Below are 16,364 nucleotides of genomic sequence, written 5' to 3' on the forward strand. Positions count from 1 at the left end.
GTGGGCACGATCCGATGAGCGGCGGACGCCGGCCGTTCAGCCCGGGGTCGTGCGGTGTTCTCGCTGGGGCCGGAACGTGGCCGTCGTCAGCGACCTTGTTCCCAGGAGGCCCGATGTCCCCGCTCGCCGCCGGCCGGCGCCACGTCCGCCGTTCCCTCGCCACGGGCCTGCCCCTGGCGCTGGCAGCCGTCCTGGTGGCCGCGGGGACGGGCACCGCGGCGCCGTCCGGTGATGCCCGCGTCATCCGCACGGCGGTCCTGGGTGACATCCCGCTCGGTGCGTTCAGCAACGCGCTGCTGCCCGGCAGCGTGGCCGACGACCGCGGGGTGAAGCTCGGCGGCATCGGCAGTGACATCTACCCGGCGGGCCGCAAGGACGAGTACTGGACGGTGACCGACCGCGGCCCCAACGGCCAGATCAAGGTCGACGGGGCGAAGCGCCGCACCTTCCCGGTGCCGGGCTTCGACCCCGCGATCGTGAAGATCCGGGTCTCGGGAGGCGAAATCCACGTCGTCGACGCCGTTGCCCTGACCACCTCCTCGGGCAAGCCGGTCAGCGGGCTGCCCGACCAGCGGGGCCGGGACGAGGCGCCGTACACGTACGACGCGAGGACGCCGCTGCCCTACGATCCGGACGGCCTGGACACCGAGGGCCTCGTGCGGGCCGGGGACGGGACGTTCTGGCTCGCCGACGAGTACGGCCCCTCGCTCGTCCACGTCTCCGCACGCGGCAGGGTTCTCGCCCGCTATGTGCCCGGGGGGCTGGGCCTGAAGGGCGCGGACTACCCGGTGGTGGAGGCGCTGCCGTCGGTCCTGTTGCACCGCAAGGTCAACCGCGGGTTCGAGGGGCTGGCCCAGCTTCCCGGCGGCGACCTGGTGCTGGCGCTGCAGAGCCCGCTCTCGCTCCCGGACGCGCGCGCCGGGGACGACTCGCGCACCACCCGCCTGCTGCGCTTCTCGCCGAGCAAGAAGGCCGTCACCGCGGAGTACGCCTACCGGTTCGACCCGGTGGGCGTGGTCGACCCGGGCGAGGACGACACCTCCGAGCTGAAGATCTCGTCCGTGGTGGCCGTGGGCCGTGACCGGCTGCTCGTCGAGGAGCGGACGGACAGGACGGCTCGTCTGCAACTGGTCCGGCTGCGGCGCACGTCGGACATTCTCGCTGGTCCGTGGGACGACGACAGGACGTCTCCGTCGCTGGAGCAGTTGGACGACCCGGCGACCGCGGGTGTGCCGGTGCTGTCCAAGCGGCTCGTGGTGGATCTGGACGGGGTCGACGGGGTGCCGGAGAAGATCGAGGGCATCGCGCGCGTGGACGACGACACGCTGGCGCTCGCCAATGACAACGACTTCGGGATGACCGACGGAGCGGGTGCCTTCGATGCCGAGGGCCGCCTGGTCGACAGCGGCATCAGGACGACCGTGACGTACCTGCGGCTGCCCGAGGGGCACTGACGCCTGCCTGGGGCCGGGCGGGCCGGGGTGAGCTGCTGCCGCTCACCCCGGCCCGCCCGCTGTTTCAGCCCCGGGCTCCGAGCAGGTGGTCCATGGCCAGCTGGTCGAGTCGTTCGAAGGCCATGCCGCGCGCGGCGGCGGCTTCCACGTCGAAGTCCTCGAAGGACGCGCGGTCGGCGAGCAGGGCCTCCAGGCCGTCGGACGCGGTCGGCTGGGCCAGCTGGTCCAGCCGCGAGGCCCGCAGCGCCTCCTGCACCTCGGGGTCGGCACGGAAGGCGGCCGCACGCTCCTTGAGGATGAGGTAGTTGCGCATGCAGCCCACCGCCGACTCCCACACGCCGTCGAGGTCCTCGGTCCGCGGCGGCTTGAAGTCGAAGTGGCGGGGCCCGTCGTAACCGGCGCTCTCCAGGAGATCGACGAGCCAGAAGGCGGAGCGCAGGTCACCGGCGCCGAACCGCAGGTCCTGGTCGTACTTGATGCCGGACTGGCCGTTGAGGTCGATGTGGAAGAGCTTGCCCGCCCACAGGGCCTGCGCGATGCCGTGCGGGAAGTTCAGGCCGGCCATCTGCTCGTGGCCGACCTCCGGGTTGACCCCGTACAGCTCGGGGCGCTCCAGGCGTTCGATGAAGGCCAGCGCGTGCCCGACAGTGGGCAGCAGGATGTCGCCGCGGGGCTCGTTCGGCTTGGGCTCGATGGCGAAGCGCAGGTCGTAGCCCTGGGTGACGACGTACTCGCCGAGGAGGTCGAAGGCCTCCTTCATGCGGTCCAGGGCGGCGCGTACGTCCTTGGCGGCCCCGGACTCGGCGCCCTCGCGCCCGCCCCAGGCGACGTACGTCCTCGCGCCCAGCTCGGCCGCCAGGTCGATGTTGCGGATCGTCTTGCGCAGCGCGTAGCGGCGCACGTCGCGGTCGTTGGCGGTGAACGCGCCGTCCTTGAAGACGGGGTGAGTGAAGAGATTCGTGGTGGCCATGGGCACGGTCATGCCGGTGGCGTCCAGGGCCTGGCGGAACCGCTTGATGTGCGACTCGCGCTCGGTGTCCGAGGAGCCGAAGGGGATCAGGTCGTCGTCGTGGAAGGTCACTCCGTGGGCGCCCAGCTCGGCCAGGCGCTGCACCGTCTCGGCCGGGTCGAGGGCGCGGCGGGTGGCGTCCCCGAACGGGTCCCTTCCCTGCCAGCCGACGGTCCACAGGCCGAAGGTGAACCTGTCCTCGGGTGTGGGCTGGTAGTTCATGGCGCGGCTCCTTGCTGCGTACGACTATTCGTCATGGCGCTTTACAAATTAGTATGCGCACGCACCGGTGGGAAGAGACAAGATGTTTCGACCACGAGGTGTCTTCGTCAGCCCACCGCACATCCCGCGCAGCCGCGGAAGAGGGAGACCACGATGTCAGCAGCCGAGGGTCCGCTCGTCGTCGGCGTGGACACGTCCACCCAGTCCACGAAGGCGCTGGTCGTCGACGCGGCCACCGGTCAGGTCGTGGCGAGCGGCCAGGCGCCGCACACCGTGACCGCCGGGGCGGCCCGGGAGAGCGATCCGCGCCAGTGGTGGGACGCCTTGTGCGCGGCGTTGCGCCAGTGCGGCGACGCGGCGCACGAGGCGGCGGCCGTGTCGATCGGCGGCCAGCAGCACGGCCTGGTCACGTTGGACGGGCACGGTGAGCCGGTCCGGCCGGCGCTGCTGTGGAACGACGTCCGATCGGCACCGCAAGCGCGCCGCCTCGTTGCGGAATTGGGCGGCCCCAAGGCATGGGCGGAGCGCACCGGCAGCGTGCCCGGCGCGTCCTTCACGGTCACCAAATGGGCGTGGCTCGCCGAGCACGAGCCGGAGGCGGTCCGCGCGACCGAAGCGGTACGGCTCCCCCACGACTACCTCACCGAGCGCCTGACCGGGCAGGGCACCACCGACCGCGGCGATGTCTCGGGGACCGGCTGGTGGGCGTCCGGGACGGAGGCGTACGACGAGGAGACCCTCGCGCACGTCGGCCTCGACCCGGCGCTGCTGCCCCGGGTGGTGCGGCCCGGCGAGGTGGCGGGCACCGTGCGCGACGGCCACGACCTGCCGTTCTCCAAGGGCACGCTGGTGGCCGCGGGCACCGGTGACAACGCGGCGGCGGCGCTCGGCCTCGGTCTGCGGCCCGGCACCCCGGTGCTGAGCCTCGGTACGTCCGGCACGGTGTACACCGTCTCCAGGCACCGCCCGGCCGATCCGACCGGCACGGTGGCGGGCTTCGCCGACGCACGCGGGGACTGGCTGCCGCTGGCCTGCACCCTGAACTGCACGCTCGCCGTGGACCGCGTCGCGGCCCTGCTGGGCCGCGACCGGGAGGCCGTGGAGCCCGGCGGCTCGGTGACGCTGCTGCCGTACCTGGACGGCGAACGCACCCCGGACCTGCCGCACGCCTCCGGTCTGCTGCACGGGCTGCGGCACGACACGACCGCGGGCCACCTGCTCCAGGCCGCCTACGACGGTGCGGTGCACGCCCTGCTGGGGGCTCTCGACCTGGTCCTCGACGCGGACGCGGACCGCAGCGTTCCGTTGCTGCTGATCGGCGGCGGGGCCCGGGGAACGGCCTGGCAGCAGACCGTGCGCCGGCTGTCGGGGCGGCCCGTGCAGGTGCCGGAGGCCCGGGAACTGGTCGCCCTGGGTGCGGCGGCGCAGGCGGCGGGGCTGCTGACCGGCGAGGATCCCGCGGCGGTGGCCCGCCGCTGGAACACCGCGGCCGGACCGGTCCTGGAGGCCGTGGAGCGGGACCGGACGACGCTGGACCGGATCACCGGGGTACTCTCCGACGCGTCCCCGCTGCTGGAGCGGGGGACGCGGACCCAGTGACCCCGGCCGCCTGCGCGGAGCCGGGCCGCGGACACCGAGGATTGACGGAGGCATGACCGAACCGCTGCGCGAGGCGCGCCCCCCGGGCACCGGCCGCGCCCTGCCGGACACCCAGCAGGGCATGCGGCGACGCAATCTCGCCCGGGTGATGCACGCCGTCAGTGCGGAGGGCTCGCTGTCCCGGGCGGCGGTCGCCTCGCGGATCGGCCTGACGCGGGCGGCGGTGTCGACCCTGGTCGACGATCTGGTCCGCTGGGGGCTGCTGGAGGAACTGGGCCCGGAACGGCCGGGCCGGGTGGGCCGGCCGGGGTCGGCGCTCGCGGTGAGCGCCCGGGGCCCGGCCGGTATCGGGGCCGAGATCGGCGTCGACCATCTCGCGGTGTGCGCGGTCGACCTGCGCGGCGAGGTCCGCGCGCGGGCGGACCTGCGCGGGACCAACCGGGGCCGGGCACCCGGGCCGGTGACCGAGGAGCTGACGGCACTGATCCACCAAGTCGTCGCGGAGACCGAACAAGCGGGGCTCTGGCCCGCCGGGCTCGCGGTCGCCGTGCCGGGACTGGTGGCGAGGGACGGACACACGGTCGCACGAGCCCCCAACCTCGGCTGGCACGACACCGATCTCGCCCCCCTGGTGCCCGGCGGATGGCCGCTGACCGTGGACAACGAGGCCAACTTCGGCGCCTTGGCCGAACTGTGGCTGGGCGCCGGCACGCCCGGGGACTTCCTCCACGTGTCGGCGGAGATCGGCATCGGTGCCGCGATCGTCGTGGACGGCCGGTTGCTGCGCGGAACCCGGGGATTCGCGGGTGAGCTGGGTCATGTGCCCGTCCGGCCGGACGGTCCCCACTGCCCGTGCGGCGGCCGGGGCTGCCTGGAGCAGTACGCGGGCGAGGAGGCGGTACGGCGCGCGGCCGGGCTGGAGCCCCGTGAAGATCTGGTGGGGCTGCTCGCGGAGCGCGCCGAGGAGGGTGACGAAGAGGTACGGGCCGCGCTGCGGGAGGCGGGTACGGCCCTCGGCATCGCCCTGACCGGGGCCGTCAACCTGCTCGACCCCGAGACCGTGGTCATGGGCGGTGCCCTGGCCGGACTCTCGCCCTGGCTGCTGCCGTCACTGGAGACGGAGCTGAGGGGCCGGACGGCCGGCCCCGCCTGCCCGGTGACGGTGTCCCGGCTCGGTCCACAGGGCCCGCTGCTGGGCGCCGCGCACTCGGTCGTGCGGGCGGTGCTGGACGATCCGGCGGTGGTGGCGCGGCGGTCCTGACGCCGCTCGCGGACGGCGACTGCGGCAGGCAGCGCGGCAGCCGGCCCTCGTCCAGCCCCGGCCGCCCCGCGCCGGGCGGTGGCGGCCGTCCGGCGCGAGGCACGACCACGGTGACGATGCCTGGCCGACGGCGGGCATACGCCCGAGGAGACCGGCGTTCCGCATAGGCACCGAGCCGCTGCTGCTCGGCGTGGACCACGCGTGGACGTGCCGCGGACACACATGCGCCGGCTTCCCCGGACACCCTGTCATCGCCCGATCGGGTGGTCGGGTTTTCCACATGCCACGTGTTGTCCACGGAACCGTGGCGGACCCTTCTGCGCGACCGGCCCGAGCCGTACCGTGATTCACGTGAGACGCGGCCGACGAACCGTCAGGCCCGGCCGCACATCCGTGCGATGAGAGGAACACGCGGGCAGCAGGTGGCAGCGGACCGACACGTATCGGGGGACACATGCGCGGGGAGACGACCGGGGCACTGCGGCGCGACGCCATCGGTCTTCGCGAGGTCCTGTTCCAGAGCGTCACGGCGATGGCGCCGGCCGCCGCGGTGGCCGCGTCGATCCCGTCCGGCGCCGCCTTCGCGGGCGGGAGTCTGCCGCTGGCGGTGCTGGTCGCCCTCGTGGCCTGTCTCTTCACCGCATCGTGCGTGGCGGAGCTGGCGCGGGAGCTGCCCGCGGCGGGCTCGGTGGCGACCTACGCGGCGCGCGGTCTGCATCCGGCCGTCGGCTTCCTCGTCGGCTGGGCCTACGTCTTCGTGGAGATGCTGGTCCCGCCGCTGCTGCTCCTGCAACTCGGCTTCACGGCAGCGGGCACCCTGCACGCGCAATGGTCCTCGTGTCCGGCGGACCTGTGGTGGCCCTGGTCGCTGGCGGGGACCGTGGTGATCGCCGCCGCCGGCTATCTCGGTGTCCGCGCCTCGGCCCGCTTCGGCACCGTCCTCGGCGTCTTCGAGATCCTGGTCTTCCTGGTGTTCGCGGTCCTGCTGATCGGCAGGGCGGGCAGCGCCAACACCCTGTCGGTGTTCGGTACGTCCCACACCGCCGACGGGTACCCGGGGGCCGCCGGCGTGTTCGCCGGGTCCGTGTACACGGTGCTGGCCTTCTCCGGTTTCGAGGCGGCGGCCCCGCTCGCCGAGGAGACGCGCGACCCCCGGCGCACGATGCACCGCGCGGTCCTCGGAGCGGCTCTCGGCATCGGCGTGTTCTACGTACTGACGACCTACGCGATGACCGTCTCCTTCGGCCCCGACCGCTTCGCGACGTTCGGCGCCTCGGGCGGCGCGTCCTGGCAAGGAGTCGCGCGGGCCTCCTACGGCCTCTTCTGGGTGCTGGTGTTCCTCGCCGTGGTCAACTCCACGATCGCCAACGCCAACGCGTGCGCGAACGTCTCGACCCGCACCGCCTTCGCCCTGGCCCGGATCCGCGTCCTCCCCCGCCTCCTCGCCACACTCCATCCCCGGCACCGGTCCCCCGTGGCCGGCATCGCGGTGCAGACCGCCGTGGCCGTCACAGCGGTACTGGGGCTCGGTCTCGGCTACGGCCCCGTCACCGCGTTCCTGCTCCTCGCCACCGTGATCGTCACGGTGGTCGCCGGCGTCTACATCGTGGTGAACCTCTCCTGCGCCGGGCACTTCCTGCGGTCCCGCCGGGCCGCTCTCAAACCGGTACGGCACCTGGTGTTCCCGGCGCTCGGCATCACCGCGTTCGTCCCCGCGCTGCTGACGGCCGCCGGCCTCCCGGTGTTCGACTTCGTGACCCCGCTGACGGCCCCGGTGTCCTACGCCGGTCCCGTCGTCGGCGTGTGGATCGCCGTGGGCGTGGTGGCACTGCTCATCCTGATACGGCGACACCCCGAGCGGATAGCCGAGACCGCGCGGGTGCATCTCGACGAGTACGACCCCGCCAGCCACCGGCACGGCGACACCGCGCTCCGCTGACGGCCCCTCACCCGAGGGACAGCGGCACCCGGCCGAGGCGAAGCCGCGCCTCCACCGGGCCGGGGTACCGCGGCCGGGGTACCGCGGTCCGGCCACCCGGCCCCGTGATTGACGACAACCCTCCAGAAGGGAGTCATGCGACGATGACCGACCCCCGGATCCTCACCGTGCGCCCGGAACCGGACCAGTACGCCTGGACCTTCGGAGGAGCGGCGCCCGTGGCGCGGATCGCCCCCGGTACGGTTCTCGACCTCTACACGGAGGACTGCTTCGCCGGCCGGGTCCGCTCCGAGAAGGACCTCGTGTCAAAGGTGTGCGAGTTTCCCTACCTCAATCCGCAGACGGGTCCGTTCCATGTCGAGGGCGCCGAGCCCGGTGACACCGTGGCCGTGCACTTCGTGTCGATCGAACCGGCCCGCGACTGGGCGGCGTCGACGACCGTTCCCCTCTTCGGCGCGCTCACCTCCACGCACACCACGGCCACCCTTCAGCCTCCGCTGCCGGAGCGGGTCTGGATCTGGCAGCTGGATCGAGCCAAGCGCACCACCCTCTTCCAGGCCCAGGACAACGACATCCGGCTGGAGCTGCCCCTGGACCCCATGCACGGCACGGTGGGCGTGGCCCCCGCCAACCTGGAGGTGCGCTCGGCCCTGGTGCCGGATGCCCACGGCGGGAACATGGACACGCCCGAGATGCGGGCCGGCGTCACCTGCTATCTGGGCGTCAACGTCCACGGGGCCCTGCTCAGTCTGGGCGACGGGCACGCCCGGCAGGGCGAGGGCGAGACCTGCGGCGTGGCCGTGGAGTGCGCGATGAACACGGTGGTGGTCGTGGACCTCCTCAAGGACGTCGCCACACCGTGGCCCCGGCTGGAGTCCGACACGCACATCATCTCGACCGGATCCGCCCGCCCGCTGGAGGACGCGTTCCGGATATCGCAGCTCGACCTGGTGCGGTGGCTGGTACGCGACTACGGGTTCAGTGAGCTGGACGCGTACCAATTCGCCACGCAGACGGTCGAGTCACCGTTGGCCAACGTGTGCGACACCAATCACACGTGTGTGGCCAAGCTCCGCAAGCAATGGCTGCCCGCGCGCGAGACGTACCGCGGCGTGCACGCACGGCTGCGGGACACCGCGCGGACCCTGCGCCTCTGACATCCCCGTCGTACTCCCAGACCTCAGAAAGGCGTGCCCCGATGGACATGGACCGAGTCAGACCCCGGCTCAGCCGGCGCCGGCTGCTGAAGGGCGCGGCCGTCGCCGCCGTCCCCTGCGCGCTGCTTTCCGACCCGCTCGCGAGTGCGCAGACCGCGGCCGTCGACTATCCGGCCGCCGAATGGCAGCCGGCCGGCGCCTCGAACTACACGCTGTCCAGCCGCCCCGCCAGTTACGCGATCGATCGTGTCATCATCCACGTCACACAGGAGACGTACAACGACACGCTGGCGATCTTCAACGATCCGCTGAGGCAGGTCTCCGCGCACTACCTGGTGCGCTCGGCGGACGGACACGTCGCCCAGTGTGTGCGCGAGGCCGACGTCGCCTGGCACGCGGGCAACTGGACCTACAACACCCGCAGCATCGGCATCGAGCACGAGGGCTGGGTGGACCAGCCCGGCTACTTCACCAACGCCCTCTACGCGGAGTCGGCGAAACTCACGGCGGCGATCTGCGCGAAGTACGGCATCCCCCGGGACAGAGAACACATCATCGGCCACTACCAGGTGCCCGGCGCCGACCACACCGATCCGGGGCCGAACTGGGACTGGGTTCGCTACATCAGAATGGTCAATTTCGCCTAGCCGACACCGGATGTTCCCCGCACAGTGGTCTGTGTCCGCCACATCATCGCCCTTTCACCGACCGGGGAGGCCCAGTGACCGATCCGTGGGTGGCCCTGGAGCCAGGGGCCGACCCCGCCGAGCGCGTCCGGGTGCTGCGCCGGGCACACGAGACGTTCACCTCGGTGGGCACGGTGCCGCGCCCGGTGCGGCCGGTGGTGGCGGAGTCGTGGCGGCGCAGCGCACGGGCCGGCGTCGGGCCGGACGGCACCGCCGGTGTGGAGCTGACCGGCGGTGACCTCGGCGCTTACCGCGCGGAGCATCCGCTGGCCCGGGTGATGCCCCTGTTCCGGGAGCTGATGGGCACGTTCGCGGCCGATGGAGAGCATCTGCTGGCGGTGTGCGACGCGCACGGCAGACTGCTGTGGGTGGAGGGGCACCCGGCGACCCGGCGCCGGGCGGACGGGATGAACTTCGTGCCGGGGGCGCGGTGGTCGGAGAGCGCGGTCGGCACCAACGCGCCGGGCACGGCGGTGGCCGTCGACCGGCCGGTGCAGGTCTTCGCGGCGGAGCACTTCATCCGGCGGGTGCAGCCGTGGACGTGCGCGGCCGCTCCGGTGCACGATCCGCGCACCGGACGCGTACTGGGCGCCGTGGACATCACCGGCGGTGACGGGCTCGCCCATCCGCACAGCCTCGGCTTCGTGCAGGCGGTGGCGCGGGCCGCCGAGGCACAGCTCGCGCTGCTCACCCCGGCGCGTCCCGAGGAGGCAGCGCTGCTGACCGCGCTGGGCCGGGACGAGGCCGGACTCGTCCTGGACGGCCGACGGATCAGGCTCAGCCGCCGGCACAGCGAGATACTCGTGCTGCTCACCCGGCATCCGGCAGGGCTGAGCGGTGATGAGCTGCTGTGCGCGCTGTACGCCGACGAATCGGTGACCCCGGTGACGCTGCGTGCCGAACTGGCACGGTTGCGCCGGTTGTTGGGTCCGAAGGTACTCGCCTCTCGGCCGTACCGGCTGACGGCCGCGGTCGAGTCGGACGCCACCGTGGTCGAGCGACGGCTGGAGACGGGTGCGCTCACCGCGGCGGCGGAGGCGTACACCGGTCCCTTGCTGCCCGGATCACGGTCCCCGGCGATCGCCCGGCTGCGGGAGCGGCTCGCCGGCGCACTGCGGGCGGCGCTGATCGCGCACCGCGACCCGGACCTGCTGGCGCGGTGGGCGCACGCGCCGTGGGGCGAGGACGACGTCGAGGTGTGGCGGGCCCTCTCCGCGGTCCGTCCCACGGCTCCGGTGCGCGCCCGGCTCACGGCGCTGGAGGCCGAGCTGACGGCGCCGGTCGTCCGGGCAGCGGGACGGACCCGCGGCGCAACGTACTTGCAACGTCCCCCTGCCTAGCCTCGCGCCAGAGCTGCCCGAGTCGCGGGCAGCGCGGTAGCGGGAGGCACAGACCAGATGACTCGTTACGCGGCGCCGGGCACCGAGGGTGCGATCGTCTCCTACCAGGCACGGTACGACCACTTCATCGGCGGTGCTTACGTGCCGCCTTCGCGCGGGCGGTACTTCGAGAATCCGTCGCCGGTCAACGGGCGGCCGTTCACCGAGATCGCGCGTGGTACCGCGGAGGACGTCGAGCGAGCGCTGGACGCGGCGCACGCGGCGGCACCCGGGTGGGGCCGTACTCCGGTCGCGGAGCGTTCCGACATCCTCTTGAAGATCGCCGACCGGATGGAGGCGTACCTGGAGCCGTTGGCGGTGGCCGAGAGCTGGGAGAACGGCAAGCCGGTGCGCGAGACACTGGCCGCGGACATCCCGCTCGCGATCGACCACTTCCGCTACTTCGCCGGGGCGATCCGGGCGCAGGAAGGCTCGCTGGGCGAGATCGACGACGACACGGTGGCCTATCACTTCCACGAGCCGCTCGGGGTCGTCGCGCAGATCATCCCGTGGAACTTCCCCATCCTGATGGCGACGTGGAAGCTGGCGCCGGCGCTGGCCGCGGGGAACACGGTCGTCCTCAAGCCGGCCGAGCAGACCCCGGCCTCCATCCACTACTGGCTCGGCCTGGTCGCGGACCTGTTGCCGCCGGGCGTACTGAACATCGTCAACGGCTTCGGTGTGGAGGCGGGCAAACCGCTGGCCTCGAACCCGCGGGTGGCGAAGGTGGCGTTCACCGGGGAGACCACGACCGGGCGGCTGATCATGCAGTACGCCTCCGAGAACATCAAGCCGGTCACCCTCGAACTCGGCGGGAAGTCGCCGAACATTTTCTTCGACGACGTGTGGGCGCACGACGACGACTTCCGGGACAAGGCGCTCGAGGGCTTCACCATGTTCGCGCTCAACCAGGGCGAGGTCTGCACCTGCCCGTCCAGGGCCCTCATCCAGCGCGGTCACTACGCGGAGTTCCTGGAGGCCGCGGTCGAGCGCACTCGGCGGATCACACCCGGGCACCCGCTCGACACCGAGACGATGATCGGCGCCCAGGCGTCCAATGACCAGTTGGAGAAGATCCTCTCCTATCTGGACATCGGCCGCCAGGAAGGGGCCAAAGTCCTGACGGGTGGGGAGCGGGTTCGCTACGACGGCGAGTTGGAGGGCGGTTACTACGTCCAGCCGACGATCTTCGAGGGCGACAACCGGATGCGGATCTTCCAGGAGGAGATCTTCGGCCCGGTCGTGTCGGTGGCCTCGTTCGACGGCTTCGACGACGCCATCAAGACAGCCAACGACACGCTGTACGGCCTGGGGGCGGGCGTGTGGACCCGAGACCTCAACACCGCCTACCGTGCGGGCCGCGCGATCCAGGCGGGCCGGGTATGGACCAACTGCTACCACACCTACCCCGCACACGCCGCCTTCGGTGGCTACAAGCAGTCCGGGATCGGCCGTGAAACACACAAGATGATGCTGGAGCACTACCAGCAGACGAAGAATCTGCTGGTGAGCTACTCGCCGAAGAAGCTGGGCTTCTTCTAGACACCTGCGAAGGGGCGCCTGACCTGGAGGTTTCACCCGTCGGGCGCCCTTCGCTCAACCCGTTCTCGACCGAGCCCGGCTTGCGTGCTGACTCCCGATTCCTCCCACGACTGCACCCCTCCTGACCAGTGCGTCCGGACCAGTCACGGACCAGATCCCGGTTCAGCCCTCGGGTACGTCATCTTGGCTGACGCGCTGCCACTCGCTCATGGACTGCTCGATGAGACGGTTCGCCTGCTCTCGAAGGCCGTCAAGGAACTTGGCGTAGTGGCGAAAGAGAACCTCGATGCTCCGGCCGGCGCGGCGGGCGCACTCGGCCGGGTCCACTCCGGAGTAGAGCCAGAACGAGATCCCGGCATGCCGGAGATCGTAAGGCCGCTTGGCCAGGCGAGAAGTGCGCTCAGTACGAGTCAGGGCATATTCCCGGGCCCGCGGCCCACGTGATGCCGTAGGCGGCAGCATCCACGTTGTTGCCAGCCTGGTTCCGGCAGTGTCGACCGTCAGGTGCTACGTCGAACCGATTCACATGCGCACGCAGCATGCGTACGAACTGCGGCGGAATGGGAACAGGCCGCGTCGCGCTTGCCGCACGAAGCTTGAGCGAGTGCACCTCGTGCACCTCACCGTCGCCGGTCCACTCCTTGCCAGACGTGACAACCCCGCCCGAGAGGTTCAGCATCCCCCATCCCGTCTTCGGCAAGTGGCATTGACCGATCCGAAGGTGGATGACCTCAGCTGGCACCGGAGTTCCTTGAGGGAGTTCTCTGCGAAGTACCCCTTCTCCACCGCAGTGTTGAGAGCTTCGCTGAACGCAGCCCTCTTGCGACGGGCTGTTTCAGCCGCAGTCGTCCTGCCGTCCAGCTTGCGGCACACAGCATCGAGGGCCGCCCCAGAACGTCGGCTTCCGCCAGGGCGCTGACCGGCAGCGAGTTCCGCTTCATCCAGTCCAGCGCGTGGAACCACTCCTCGGTGGGCTCGCACTGCCACGCTTTCTTGTTGAATGCCCACGAGTACCCGTCACCGCGTTGCGATCCTCGGTCGCCTGGGAGGGCGACCGCCAGCGGCGAGGGCGGCGGTGACCAGGGTATGCCGTATCGGCCTGCCCCGGGCCGGAGCGTCATATGAGCGTCACGGCCGTGCCCCTATGACGCCGTCATTCACCCCGCCCGGCCACTTCGGCTGCCCTCCGCGATCGATGTCCTCCCGAGCCGACCGCCGAGGCGGACGGTCTGCCTACTGCCCTTGATCAGCCCGCTTCGGTCAAGGCTGCGTGCGCTGCGGCGAGGATCTCCCCGGAGAGCGCGGAGCCCTTGGTGGCCCGGGACAGGACCAGCGCACCGAACAGCGTGCAGAGCCGGACGATGCCGTCCTGGTCGTCACCGGCCAGGAAATCGGCGAAGTCGGCCACCCCCTCGGCGTAGACGCGACGGGCCTCGCGCGCCCCGCCCTCGCGCGCGATGTCGGTAGCGAGCGCGGCGACCGGGCAGCCGTCCGCCGGGTCATCGCGGTGCTCGACGGAGAGGTAGGTGTCGATCAGCGCCTGCTGGGCGGCGGCGCGCTGCCCGCCGTACCGCTCGAGCCCGGCGCTGTAGCGTTGGGCGAGCTCGGCGAAGGCGTGGGCAGTGGCCTCGTCGACGAGCGCCTCCTTGGAGGCGAACTGCTTGTAGAAGGCGCCGTGAGTCAGACCGGCCGCCGTCATCAGGTCGGCGACGCTGACCTGCATGCCCTGCTCCCGGAACAGCCGGGAGGCGGTGTCCACCACCCGCCTGCGATTTTCCGCCGCCTGCGCCTGCGATACGCGGCCCATGACCACCTCCCATTTGGATGTCGACTGGCATCTATCATAGTCCCGTGTTTAGATTACATCTGTAATCTAATTCATGCGGGTCGCCGACGGCACCCGCGGGCACATGGAGCGAGCATGGAACTGAAGAACGCGGTCGCGGTCGTCACCGGCGCCAACCGGGGGCTCGGGCGGCACCTGGCCGCCCAGCTCGTCGAGCGCGGCGCGAAGGTGTACGGCGCGGCCCGACGCCCCGAGACGGTCGACGTGCCGGGCGTCATCCCGCTGCGGCTGGACGTCACGGACGAGGCGTCGATACGGGAGGCCGCGCGCGTGGCGTCCGACGCGACACTGCTGATCAACAACGCGGGCGTCTCCACCGGCGCGTCGCTGATCGGCGGCGACGTGGCTGAGGTGCGCCGGGAGATGGAGACCAACTTCTTCGGCCCGCTCGCCGCGACCCGGTCCTTCGTCCCCGTCATCGAGGGCAACGGCGGCGGCGCCGTACTCAACGTCCTGTCCGCCCTGTCCTGGTTCCACCCGGCCGGCCTCGGCTCCTACGCCGCATCCAAGGCCGCCGCGTGGGCGCTGAGTGACGCGACCCGTGAGGAGTTGGCGCCCCGCGGCATCACCGTCTCGGCGCTGCACGTCGGCTACATGGACACCGACATGGCTGCCGGCGTACCCGCCGATCAGAAGGTCGCCGCCGCCGACGTCGCGGCCCAGGCCCTGCAGGGCATCGAGGCGGGCGTGCCCGAGATCCTCGCCGACGAGGCCAGCCGGTACGTCAAGCAGAGCCTGTCCGCGACACCCCAGCCGAACGCGGACTGACGCTCACCGACGAGCAGTACACCCGCCTGTCCGAGGTCGGCGCGGTGCCGCTCGGCGCACCCCACGAGGGAACCGCCGCCTCACCGGACCGCCTCCAGGGAGGCGCCGCCGACCGCGTCACCGCCCCGGTCGTGCCGGTCGCCTGATGGGTGAGCGCGGCTGAGGACCCAACAGGCCCGAGCCGCAGCCGGAGAAACAACCCGAACCATCTCGTACTGGTCGACGGCCGGACGAGCGCAGACCCCGCCCCCTCAGGGACGGAACACAGAACGGAGACGACGATGAGGGCCTTCATGGTCGAGAAGTACGGCGACCGAGCCGGGATGCGCGCCGCCGAGCTCCCCGACCCGCAGGTAGGCGCCGACGACGTCCTGGTCAAGATCCACGCGGCGGGCGTCAACCCGCTGGACCTCAGGATCCGCAGCGGAGACTTCAAGGCGTTCATGCCCTACCGTCTCCCGCTCGTTCTGGGCAACGACCTCGCCGGGACGGTGGTCCGCGTCGGCCCGTCCGTCACCCGCTTCGCGGTGGGCGACGAGGTCTACTCCCGGCCCGACAAGGACCGCATCGGTACCTTCGCCGAACTCATCGCCGTCCACCAGGACGACCTGGCACCCAAACCCGCCACCCTCACCATGACCGAGGCCGCCTCCCTCCCCCTGGTCGCCCTGACCGCATGGCAGGCACTGGTCGAGCGGGCACGCGTGCAGCCGGGCCAGAAGGTCCTCGTCCACGCGGGCGCCGGCGGCCTCGGCTCCATCGCCGTCCAGCTGGCCAAGGCGCTGGGCGCGCACGTGGCCACCACCGTGAGCACCGCCAAGGCCGACGTGGCCAAGGACCTCGGCGCGGACGTCGTCGTCGACTACCGCACCCAGGACTTCGAAGAGGTCCTCGACGGCTACGACGTCGTCCTCGACAGCCTCGGCGGCGAGAACCTCGCCAAGTCCCTGCGCGTCCTCAAGCCCGGCGGCACAGCCATCAGCGTCGCGGGCCCGCCCGACCCGGCCTTCGCCCGCGAACTGGGCGCGAACCCGATCCTCCGCCTGGCCATGACCGCCCTCAGCTTCACAGTCCGGCGCAACGCCAAGCGCCGCGGTGTGACGTACTCGTTCCTGTTCATGAAGGCCAGCGGCGACCAACTGCGCGAACTCACCCCCCTCATCGACACCGGGAAGATCCGCCCCGTCGTCGACCGTATCTTCCCGTTCGAACAAACCCTCCAGGCCATGGAGTACGTGGAAAAGGGACGGGCCAAGGCCGGCAAAGTCGTCGTCGCGATGACGTAAGGGCGGGAACGAGTCCCCGGCGCCAGTCACCACCGGCAACAAGAAGATCGTGCACACCCCGATCCCTCCACCGCACCACCTGAGGACCCGGCCATGAGCACACCGCCCACTTCCCCCGCCCCGGCGTCGCACAAGAACACGCCGAACCGCCCGGTGTCCGTGCGTGGCGTGACCTTCGTCCACCGGCTTCTCGGCCCGGACGAATCATCAGAAAGG

At 71.5% G+C, this 16,364-nt stretch carries 12 protein-coding genes; 10 read left to right on the forward strand and 2 right to left on the reverse strand.

Annotated features, from left to right (window positions below; genetic code table 11):
• Nucleotides 1–113: 113 nt before the first annotated feature.
• On the forward strand, nt 114–1,454 hold the full coding sequence (locus ACGFT1_RS03210; RefSeq protein WP_373907282.1) for an esterase-like activity of phytase family protein: 1,341 nt from the start codon (nt 114–116) through the stop codon (nt 1,452–1,454).
• Between the two features lie 64 nt (nt 1,455–1,518).
• Here the strand turns inward: ACGFT1_RS03210 and xylA are convergent, their stop codons facing one another.
• The gene (xylA, locus tag ACGFT1_RS03215; protein ID WP_373907283.1) at nt 1,519–2,685 is read right to left on the reverse strand and encodes a xylose isomerase; all 1,167 of its coding nucleotides are present in this window, start codon (nt 2,683–2,685) and stop codon (nt 1,519–1,521) included.
• 153 nt (nt 2,686–2,838) lie between these two features.
• Between xylA and xylB the strand changes: the two genes are divergently transcribed.
• The 7 genes from xylB to ACGFT1_RS03250 all read left to right on the forward strand — a co-directional run bounded on the left by xylB (nt 2,839) and on the right by ACGFT1_RS03250 (nt 12,248).
• A complete protein-coding gene (gene xylB, locus ACGFT1_RS03220; RefSeq protein WP_373907284.1) occupies nt 2,839–4,284 on the forward strand; it encodes a xylulokinase in 1,446 nt (481 codons plus the stop codon).
• 52 nt (nt 4,285–4,336) lie between these two features.
• The gene (locus tag ACGFT1_RS03225; RefSeq protein WP_373907285.1) at nt 4,337–5,545 is read left to right on the forward strand and encodes an ROK family protein; all 1,209 of its coding nucleotides are present in this window, start codon (nt 4,337–4,339) and stop codon (nt 5,543–5,545) included.
• 454 nt (nt 5,546–5,999) lie between these two features.
• Nucleotides 6,000–7,484, forward strand: coding sequence for an APC family permease (locus ACGFT1_RS03230; RefSeq protein ID WP_373907286.1), 1,485 nt, complete (start codon nt 6,000–6,002; stop codon nt 7,482–7,484).
• Nucleotides 7,485–7,627: 143 nt separating this feature from the next.
• Nucleotides 7,628–8,641: an acetamidase/formamidase family protein gene (locus ACGFT1_RS03235; protein ID WP_373907287.1), complete on the forward strand. Its 1,014-nt coding sequence runs from the start codon at nt 7,628–7,630 to the stop codon at nt 8,639–8,641.
• Between the two features lie 47 nt (nt 8,642–8,688).
• Nucleotides 8,689–9,288, forward strand: a complete 600-nt coding sequence (locus tag ACGFT1_RS03240) for an N-acetylmuramoyl-L-alanine amidase (RefSeq protein ID WP_373907659.1) — start codon at nt 8,689–8,691, stop codon at nt 9,286–9,288.
• A gap of 74 nt (nt 9,289–9,362) precedes the next feature.
• Nucleotides 9,363–10,667 (forward strand): GAF domain-containing protein, encoded by a 1,305-nt coding sequence (locus ACGFT1_RS03245; protein ID WP_373907288.1) that lies wholly within the window; start codon nt 9,363–9,365, stop codon nt 10,665–10,667.
• A 57-nt stretch (nt 10,668–10,724) separates the two neighbouring features.
• Complete coding sequence (locus ACGFT1_RS03250; protein ID WP_373907289.1) at nt 10,725–12,248, forward strand: aldehyde dehydrogenase family protein; 1,524 nt, start codon at nt 10,725–10,727, stop codon at nt 12,246–12,248.
• Nucleotides 12,249–13,494: 1,246 nt separating this feature from the next.
• On the opposite strand, the gene ACGFT1_RS03255 is transcribed toward ACGFT1_RS03250, so the two are convergent.
• Nucleotides 13,495–14,055: a TetR/AcrR family transcriptional regulator gene (locus tag ACGFT1_RS03255; RefSeq protein WP_373907290.1), complete on the reverse strand. Its 561-nt coding sequence runs from the start codon at nt 14,053–14,055 to the stop codon at nt 13,495–13,497.
• A gap of 114 nt (nt 14,056–14,169) precedes the next feature.
• On the opposite strand from ACGFT1_RS03255, the gene ACGFT1_RS03260 reads away from it, so the two are divergent.
• Both ACGFT1_RS03260 and ACGFT1_RS03265 read left to right on the forward strand, forming a co-directional pair.
• Nucleotides 14,170–14,862 carry an SDR family oxidoreductase gene (locus tag ACGFT1_RS03260; RefSeq protein WP_373907291.1) on the forward strand — a complete coding sequence of 231 codons (693 nt, stop codon included), beginning with the start codon at nt 14,170–14,172 and terminating at the stop codon, nt 14,860–14,862.
• Nucleotides 14,863–15,143: 281 nt separating this feature from the next.
• Entirely contained in the window at nt 15,144–16,148 is a 1,005-nt protein-coding gene (locus ACGFT1_RS03265; protein ID WP_373907292.1) for an NADP-dependent oxidoreductase, read from the forward strand.
• The last annotated feature ends 216 nt before the right edge of the window (nt 16,149–16,364 follow it).

Origin of the sequence: Streptomyces sp. Y20 (assembly GCF_043195475.1) — a bacterium.
In the GTDB taxonomy this organism is placed as follows: Bacteria; Actinomycetota; Actinomycetes; order Streptomycetales; family Streptomycetaceae; genus Streptomyces.